Origin of the sequence: Chryseobacterium rhizosphaerae, assembly GCF_003385455.1 — a bacterium.
Taxonomy (GTDB): domain Bacteria; phylum Bacteroidota; class Bacteroidia; order Flavobacteriales; family Weeksellaceae; genus Chryseobacterium; species Chryseobacterium rhizosphaerae.
On sequence record NZ_QNUF01000052.1, the window covers coordinates 1 to 8,446 of the forward strand.

Genomic DNA, 8,446 nt, shown 5'->3' on the forward strand with positions numbered 1-8,446 from the left:
ACAATACAAATAGTATGTATCATTTCCAGTATCATTTCCAAAGGGGGACCATGCATCTAGTACATCATAATAAAAGTTGCTTTTCATTATTTTCTTTGCAACTTCGCTGCCGTTTTTCCATTCAATTTCTAAATACTTTGGAGAAGATTGGGCCATGCATACCTCAGAATATAATAGACAGCTAAAAATCGTTAAGGTATTAATAAATTTTTTCATAGGTGTATTTTAAGTTATTTGAAAAGAAGCAAAGTAGGAAGATTTCCTACTTTGTTCTCAAAAATTTAATTAATTATTTCTTTTAAACTGAATATAACAGGAGATTCAAACATTGCATTGAAAGGATTCTTGTAGATAAATTTCAAAGTATCTCCATCCAATTGGAAGCCTTTGAAATTGGCATCAGTCTGAATTTTCGAGGTTTCAAAAATTCTAAGTACAAACCACTTATTATCCGAGTCCCTGACTAAAGCCAACTGAGCCCGTTCTGTTGTAACGTCCAACACTACAGCATAGTTTTCTTTATTATATTTTACCTTCCTTTTGAATGGTGACCTTGTGATCTTCCAATCCTTATTCTTAAGTTCATCTAAAGATGCAATAACCTCAGATTTATCAGTTACGAAATAGTCATCAGACAAGTTGTTAAAAAGAACTTTCCATTTTTCAATTAAAAAATCTTTTCTTTCCTGATCTGAAATGTCATTCCAATCAACACCTTTTGAAGATGCCTCCAGATTAATAATTCCTCCATTGACTATTTTTTTATTTACATAATTACTTTTAAAATTATCTATTAAATCCTTTTCTAATTGAGGAATAAGGCAAAACATTATCTTTTGCGCTTTTTTTTCCCTATTAATTTTATCCTGAATTGCAGGTATTAGTAAGATTTCAAGCAATGTCCTGTAATTGTTCAATCCAATGTATTTATTATCATCTTTAGTTGATGAATAGATTGTAAACCAAATATTTCTCATTATTTTAAATTAAGGTATTTATACAAAAATTTTGTTACAGCATCTTCTTTAGGATACTTTTGCGCATATGGCATTCTGTTATGAGCCTGCCAATATTGCCATACATAATATTTTTCATACAGAAAAGCTTCATTTTCAGATACGCCTTGGTGCAAATACATCCAACTATGAGGTCCAAAACTCGAATATTCTCCTTTGTTCAAACCTGGAATTTGTCTTGATGGCCTACTTTCTGGGTCCTTTGCTCTCGTAATTCCAAATTTTGCTATATCATCTTTGCCCATTATCGTATAAACATACGCTTTAGGCGGTCCAGAACTATCACCTCTTACAGATAATAATAAGCCTAAGGCAAATGTTCTTGCCAGGATAGTTGTACCAGTACTTGCCATCGATGACCAAGTAAGACCACCACCTGCTCCAATAACGCCTGCACCGGTTACTTCCGCGCCAATTGCTCCTATCAATATCCTTGCAGTCACTGCCGAGATTATTCCCGCAGAAGCTAATTGTCCTATTTCCATTTTATCAAACGGAGGTTTTATACCTCCACTTGCGCCATACTGAGCGAAGCCTGCCATTTGGAAATATTGTTCAGTTTCACCCGTTTCATTATAATCAGGAGAAACAATATACTTATATCCTGCATCGACTCCTGTAGAGGTCATACTATTCCCCGCTAAATTAAATGAGTAATTTATTCCAGAGAATCCTGTTAATGCACTTTTAAAAATGTTTTGCCCATTGGCGAGTCCATTAAATATACTTCCAACAGCTCCTACTACGGAATTTTGAATAAATTTTGTTCCGTATACACTAATGTTGCTTATCCCCTGACCAAGAGCGGCTCCGGCAAATGCTCCTCCTACTACAGAAGTCCAGGTGTTTTTCCAATCCCATTTTAAAGGATTCCAATTTCCATGATTAGCCTGAACTCCACTGAAATAACTTCCTACCATAGCCCCAAAAAACCATGCTAAGAACTCTCCGCTTGGATCATTATACATCAGTGGATTATTCATCACATACCCATACTTATTATAGTTTTGGGTATTCATAGGATCCTGTATATTTTCATCAGCATTTAAGAATCTCCTTAAGAGCGGATCATACAACCTTCCATTCATGTGGATAATCCCTACCTCTGCAAAATGTTCATGGCTGGTATAGCCCCTGTCTATTAATAATTGAGCGTTATTAATAACATTTTTGTCGGTTATTACCACTCCATCATTCCCAAATGCCACGGCTGCTAAGCCGCCCCATGCATCATAATGTCTCTGCTCCAGCTTGTTTCCCGCTTCATCGCTGATGGCAAGAATACTTCCTATGTAATCCTTGTGAAGAAATTTATAAGAACCGCTAATCTGACCAAAGTCTTTCAAATATACAATATTGGATTCATAAGGACTGCCACCAATGTATAAAATATGTTTCTCTTTGCCTATGCTATTGTCTTTTACTACTTCAAAGCTACCGTCTTCACTATAAAATTTGGTAAATTTTCCTTCTCCCTTAGGATCAAAATTACCGCCATAACTAACCTTCTGTCTCATACCTGAAACCCCATACTGAAAGGCCACATCCCCTTTCATTCCATCAATAAATACCGGGTCATTATTCTCATTATACACAACACTTTGGATCAGATCACCATTATAGTTCTGTGTTCCGGCAGCATTGAGGGTCATTCCGGTAGGCTGGTAGATTTTAGCAGCATTTTCATATTTCATTGTTCCTACCTGATCATTTTCCATGATTCTTCCTTTAACATCATAAATATTTTGAGAATTCTGTCCTGTTACCGGATTGGTCCAGTTGATCAGTCGGTTATTATTATCATAATCAAAAGATTCTGTAATACCGAAATCTCCTCCGGTCCCTCTTGTCTTCAGCTCATTCTTTATGGCGTCGAATGAGTAAGTGAGTTCAAGAATACCTGCCATTACCGGTGAAGAATGATTAACGTTTGTAAGGAAACCATTGGTATCATAGGTATTATTGACAGCTGTTGTACCCAGACTGGCTTTTACTACCTGCCCTTTGGTATTGGCTTCTTTCAGTTCCCAGAGAATTTTTCCAGAGCTTTTATCTTTCATCTGGTAGAGATCACCGTTCCATGGGCTGTATACGTTTTCTACCATAACTTTAGTTAAAGCTCCCGAAGACTGTAATTCTTTTTCATAAGAAACCACTCTTCCTTTATCGTCGTAGGTGATGCCTTTCTGCGTGTAGGTTTTTCCATAGCTGCTCTCTACAGAAGATAATAACCTTCCCTGAGGGTCATAGGTGAATTTATAAGTAAGTATCTGACCTTTTGCTACACATAATTTTCCTAAAAGCAACCCTTTATTATTATAGGTAAAACTAATTGTTTTATTGGTTGCCTGCCCACCATCAGTAGTAGAAAGCTCTTTCTGAGAAATGAGCTGTCCTAAATTATTATATTTGTATTCTTTTGTTCCTTTCGGGCTGATAGTCTTATTAGGTTGGCCGAGTCCGTTATATTCATATTTATAGATCCCGTTAGAAGGGTCATTAAATTCTGATTTCCTTCCCCATGCATCATATTTAGTACTCACTGTATTTTCTTCATAAGCAGCTATTGTTTGTTGTCCGGCAGCATTATATTTGAACTTAACAATTCCTCCCTTATCTGTTGAAGAGATCATATTTCCTAAAGCATCAGCAGTTTTGGAAGTTGTTCTTCCATACCCGTTAATTTCCTTAACGGTCGTTGTTAACCCTGAAACAGTAGTTTCCGTTTGCTTACCGGTAAATGAAGTGGCTGTTACTTTGGCAGGGTATACAGAGTCATCGTAAGCAATAGTATTAAATTGACCCGGGCTCTGCCCGTCAAAATAAGGCTCAGATTCCCTAAGTTTTCTACCTAATACATCATAGTAGGTTTCTTTAGAAACAAACTGTCCCTGTCCAAAGGCTTTGGTGGTTGTTTTATATTCCTGCCCCAATTTATTGGTGAAGACTTTTGATATATTACCATCTGGATCGCTCTGGGTAACTATTGTGTTGGCATTAGAGTCCCTTTCATAGGTATAGCTGGTTGTTCCCTGTAAATTGGTTGTGGAAGTGAGCAATTTGCCCCAGCCGTCATAGGTATTGGTTAGGGTATTTCCCAATGGGTCTGTCTGGGTTAATATCTGGCCCTGATCATTATAGGTAATCTGGGTTTCTAATCCTAAATTATCGGTTTGTTTAATGGCAAACCTTCCTTTGCTTTCATATTCTGTCTTCGTGGTCTGGGTCCCGGCATCTGTACTATTGCTTATCATTTTCTGGGTGAGATTTCCAAAACCGTCATAGCTGTAGGTATCTAATATATGGGCAGTATTATTTTCATTCCATTTTTTTATGGTTTTTATACGGTTGCTTTCATAAGTATACTCCTCTTTACCTGACTTGGTATCATTATATGCCTTAATAACCTCAGTTTTGGATGTTGGGCGTCCTACATAGTAGTCAGCTCCAGCACCGGAAGGATTGTTATTATATTCATAGGTAGTGGTTGTTTCAGAAAGACTGGAGTTGATCTTTGAAATACTTTGTACCGGAAGATAATATGCTCCATATGTAATGGTACTCTCGGCAGTAGCGTTTGTTAAGAAATCTTTTCCTTTGTTTGTTTTAGGGAGAATCACCGTAACGGCTTTAGCCTTATCGGCATCGGGAACAGTTGCCACGACCTGACCGTTTAAAAGTTTATCAATTTGGTAGGATGTAGACTTGAAGCTTAATAGTTGGGTATTATTTTCAGAAATATCCGCCGGGAAAATTTTAGTCTCGTCGTTAGTTCTGATGGACCATTCTTTAGCTGGTACTCCTTCATTAAGAGGATCTACTTCAGTTCCGGACCATATGATTGTATTCTCAAAACCAGCCCCATACCATGAAGAGCTTGCCAGCTGTCTGAAACCAATAGTCTTTTTATTGTGCAGATTTATCATAAGCCCACGATACCGGAATTTTTTAAATCTACTATTGGTTGTAATCATTGAAACTATTTGTGAATTTATTTCTCCCAGTTCCATTAATGGATATTGTTCATTTTTTGTTGGTTTATAGTAGGGATTTGTGCCACCATAAGTGATTAAACTTGTCACTTCTCCCTGTACAATTCTGTTAATTGATGAGTTTGGAAGATTAGAATAATGAAGAAAATTAGTTATTCTGCCAAGATTTTGATTTGAAGTAGGCGTATAAACATATAATTCATTCTGCTTTAATCCTAAAATATCTCTAAAAATATAGGGAACATTATAATTAGTAGTAACAGGCTGGTTGGCACCAAATTGAATTTTCCCATTTAAATACCCTTGATTTTCATGAACTTTTATTGTAAGTGAGGTATTTGCAGAAGTAGGTGAAGTAATACTATAGCTGGTACCAAAATCTATAATATCAGACTTCCCATCTGCATTAATGTCTAAAACTTTGGCTGTGTAATAATAACCGTTTTTATCACCTGTATTGCTTTCAGTTCCATTAAAATCATTGAAATCAGGAGTTTTTAAGAAGCTTTTTCCTGTGTTTAGGTTGACAATATAATGATTATTACTATTTGTACGAACAAATAAATCTGATATTCCATCCCCATTGAAATCACCCATCTGTACCTGTGAAGAAAGGCCAGAATAATTCGCAGAAAACACTTCAGATAAGCTATAATTTCCCTGGCTATTTTTTTTCAGATTATAGGCCCGTAATATGTTTTCAGGTACGGACTCCCCATTTATAGTAGTATTCGAGTAAAGATCAGATCTCCCAATATCATCAATTCCATCCCCATTAAAATCTCCAAAAAGAAGATTTTCATTTTTGTAAAAATCAAATTGGAAAAAAGGAAAGGAATTGTCTTGCTGTTTGACCACAATGTATTTATTCTCCTCATAAGTTGTGATCTCACAATCTCCCTCTTGTGGTAGTTGACCGTCCAAATGTGGGCATGTTTTAGTTCTAACAGAGTTATTTTTTGCTATCAGGACTTCCGGTATGCCATCCCCTTCGATATCATAGGGAATAAGCTTCACTATATTACTTACTTTTGAATATGAATAGTAAATATCAGGAGGGTAATTACTTCCACTTTCATCCCATTGATTACGGGTAATAACTTTTGTTCCTGCTAAATATAAGGCATTAGGAAAAGCCTGAGTTGAATAATTGATAGGTTTTGTTAAATCAATAAGATAATAATTAAGGGTTAAGTCTCTTGTTGTTGGATTTACCGAATAAGAAACAAATCCCTGTTTACTGCTGACAAAATTATTAGCATCTTTGATATTTAATGGAGCCGCACCCTTATAAACATTCTCCGGACCTAAATAATAATCGGGTACATTGCCCCCATAATGTAAATAATAACCTTCAGGATTACTTGCAGATACCTTTTTATATATGATAAAATCCGTGGAATGAGTTCCGCGAAAATCACCACTCAAAGTAAGCTCATAGAAATTTGTCCAATTTCCGGTATTAACATAGGTATTATTGGGGTTATTCTCTGTTCTAAAAAATTCAATTGGATTTGCCGACTGATTTTCTGAGTTATATTCTTGTATTTTGTCTACAAATTGATATTTTGTATTGTCAGACTTGTATATTATATCATACTTTTTATACTGTGAGGTATTGGTATTTACCACAATATTGCTTAACAGCTTATCCTGAATAAAGGATATACCATTCATATAAGACTGCTCTATGAGACCCCGTGTCACGTTTACATTATAATTGAACACAATTTCATTAAAATGGGTCTTCCCTAAAGTTTCGTTTCCTCCCCATTTAATGGAAGAAATTACCGCGACATGAGTTCCTGTGTCTTGTGTATAATTATATGTGATATAATTTCCCTGCGCATCCTTCCATTTCATAATATTATATTCCAAAGGAGTTCTGGCGTTACTATCACCTGAACCTGTTGCTCCATACCAGGTCTGAGATCCGTCAGGCGAAGTAGTTTCCCAATATTCGGGACCCTGCCAGGACTGCCCTGAAACTGCCCCCACAGATTTAATCTTGATATTAGAATACTTCTCCGTTACATATTCTGCACCATCTTTGCCGTATTCTCCCGATTTTAGAATGAGCCTTTGTCCGTTGAAGCTGTAATAATCGGTATAATCTAACTGAACACCTTTCACTTCTCCGTCTCTTTCAATATTCTTTCCGATCCTTGAAATTGAGCTAGTACCCGCGATATTCCATCCATAGCCAGCAATTCCATTGGATGCGCCGTTGTTATAGACAAGATTTACCTGCGGGGCTGCGTTTTTTATACCCGGCGGTAGAGCGATGGGTAATGTAAACTGGAGCTGTCCGGCTCCATTAACCTCAATATTTCCTTTGGTATCATGAAACTTCTGTGTCGGAGTTGTTTGTGCAAAATACATCATGGAGATGAAAAACAGCACAAAGGACGAAAGTAATTTTCTTTTATTGTTATTGTATTTCATAGCATTATCTTTTAGTGATGTTTTTACTGAAAGTTCTTCCGTCCTTTAGCGTAAAGCGCAGTACATATACACCCCAGTCATAGCCTGTCATATTAATCTTCAGCTGCCTGTTAAGGTCAGGTAAATTTTGCTGCTGGAATTTCCAGTGGACGGTGCTGTGTTGGTATAAAGAGACGGATTCTATGAGTCCGTCTGCTTTTTCTGTCCAATCAATGGTTAAGTAGTCATTTACCGGAACAGGATACAGGCGAATCTGTTCCCAGAATGTTTTTTCATCCATCAGCTGTGATTCCGATAAAGAAGATGTTTTGGATTGTTCAGAAGCCTGTCTGGCTGCGGAGTCAGGACCCCGGTACCGTTGATTCCCGGCCTCGTCATACTTAAAGTAAACTTCTGTTACCTGGGCATACGATAGCCCAAGGGATGCGCATAAGAGTGATGCGCTCAAATAGATTTTTTTCATTGTGTTAAAAAATTTAATGTGAAGATAAAAATTAGAAATAATTCCCACTAGTGTGGAAAATCCCATTTTTATATGGGGGTTTTTACGGTAGTTTATATCTACCCTGATAAAAAGAGTGTTTTCATAAAAATATGGTTTTAAATTTTTGTGTTTCAGTCTCGTAACTAAAGCAAAGCTACAGTAGCATGGCGCCAGAACCTGTCGCATTTATCACCAATTGTTCCCCGGGAAAATTTAATATTGGAAAAGCAAAAGGCGCGGAACTGAAACCAATCTGCTACAGAGGTACTGCGAAGAACCTAATGCCAGAAAGACTCAGCCCGCGCCAATATAAGGCACGGGCGTAAGTCTATCAATCTGGGCATTAAGAAGATTCGCAGTTTTCTGTAGCCAAATGATAGCTTACGCTTGTGTTATCGTAAAAATTATAAGCCAAATGTAATAAATATTTTTTGAACTACATCCCCGTATTTTTACGGAACGTATAAATTCATTGATGAGAAACAATCCCAACTTGCACAAAATGAGAA

At 36.8% G+C, this 8,446-nt stretch carries 4 protein-coding genes; all 4 read right to left on the reverse strand.

The window, feature by feature from the left end:
- The coding region (locus DRF57_RS24045; protein WP_206607218.1) for a hypothetical protein at window positions 1-216 on the reverse strand (216 nt) is incomplete at its 3' end.
- A gap of 65 nt (window positions 217-281) precedes the next feature.
- Complete coding sequence (locus DRF57_RS23020; RefSeq protein ID WP_115921084.1) at window positions 282-977, reverse strand: hypothetical protein; 696 nt, start codon at window positions 975-977, stop codon at window positions 282-284.
- Window positions 977-7,453, reverse strand: a complete 6,477-nt coding sequence (locus DRF57_RS23025; RefSeq protein WP_115921085.1) for an RHS repeat-associated core domain-containing protein — start codon at window positions 7,451-7,453, stop codon at window positions 977-979. Before DRF57_RS23025 ends, DRF57_RS23020 begins: the two co-directional genes overlap by 1 nt.
- A 4-nt stretch (window positions 7,454-7,457) precedes the next feature.
- Entirely contained in the window at window positions 7,458-7,916 is a 459-nt protein-coding gene (locus DRF57_RS23030) for a T9SS type A sorting domain-containing protein (RefSeq protein ID WP_241508045.1), read from the reverse strand.
- Between the last annotated feature and the right edge of the window lie 530 nt (window positions 7,917-8,446).

Bases quoted from the DNA above. Each gene is read 5' to 3' on its own strand.
- DRF57_RS23020 (WP_115921084.1), bottom strand. From the start codon at position 977: ATGAGAAATATTTGGTTTACAATCTATTCATCAACTAAAGATGATAAT.
- DRF57_RS23025 (WP_115921085.1), bottom strand. From the start codon at position 7,453: ATGAAATACAATAACAATAAAAGAAAATTACTTTCGTCCTTTGTGCTG.
- DRF57_RS23030 (WP_241508045.1), bottom strand. From the start codon at position 7,916: ATGAAAAAAATCTATTTGAGCGCATCACTCTTATGCGCATCCCTTGGG.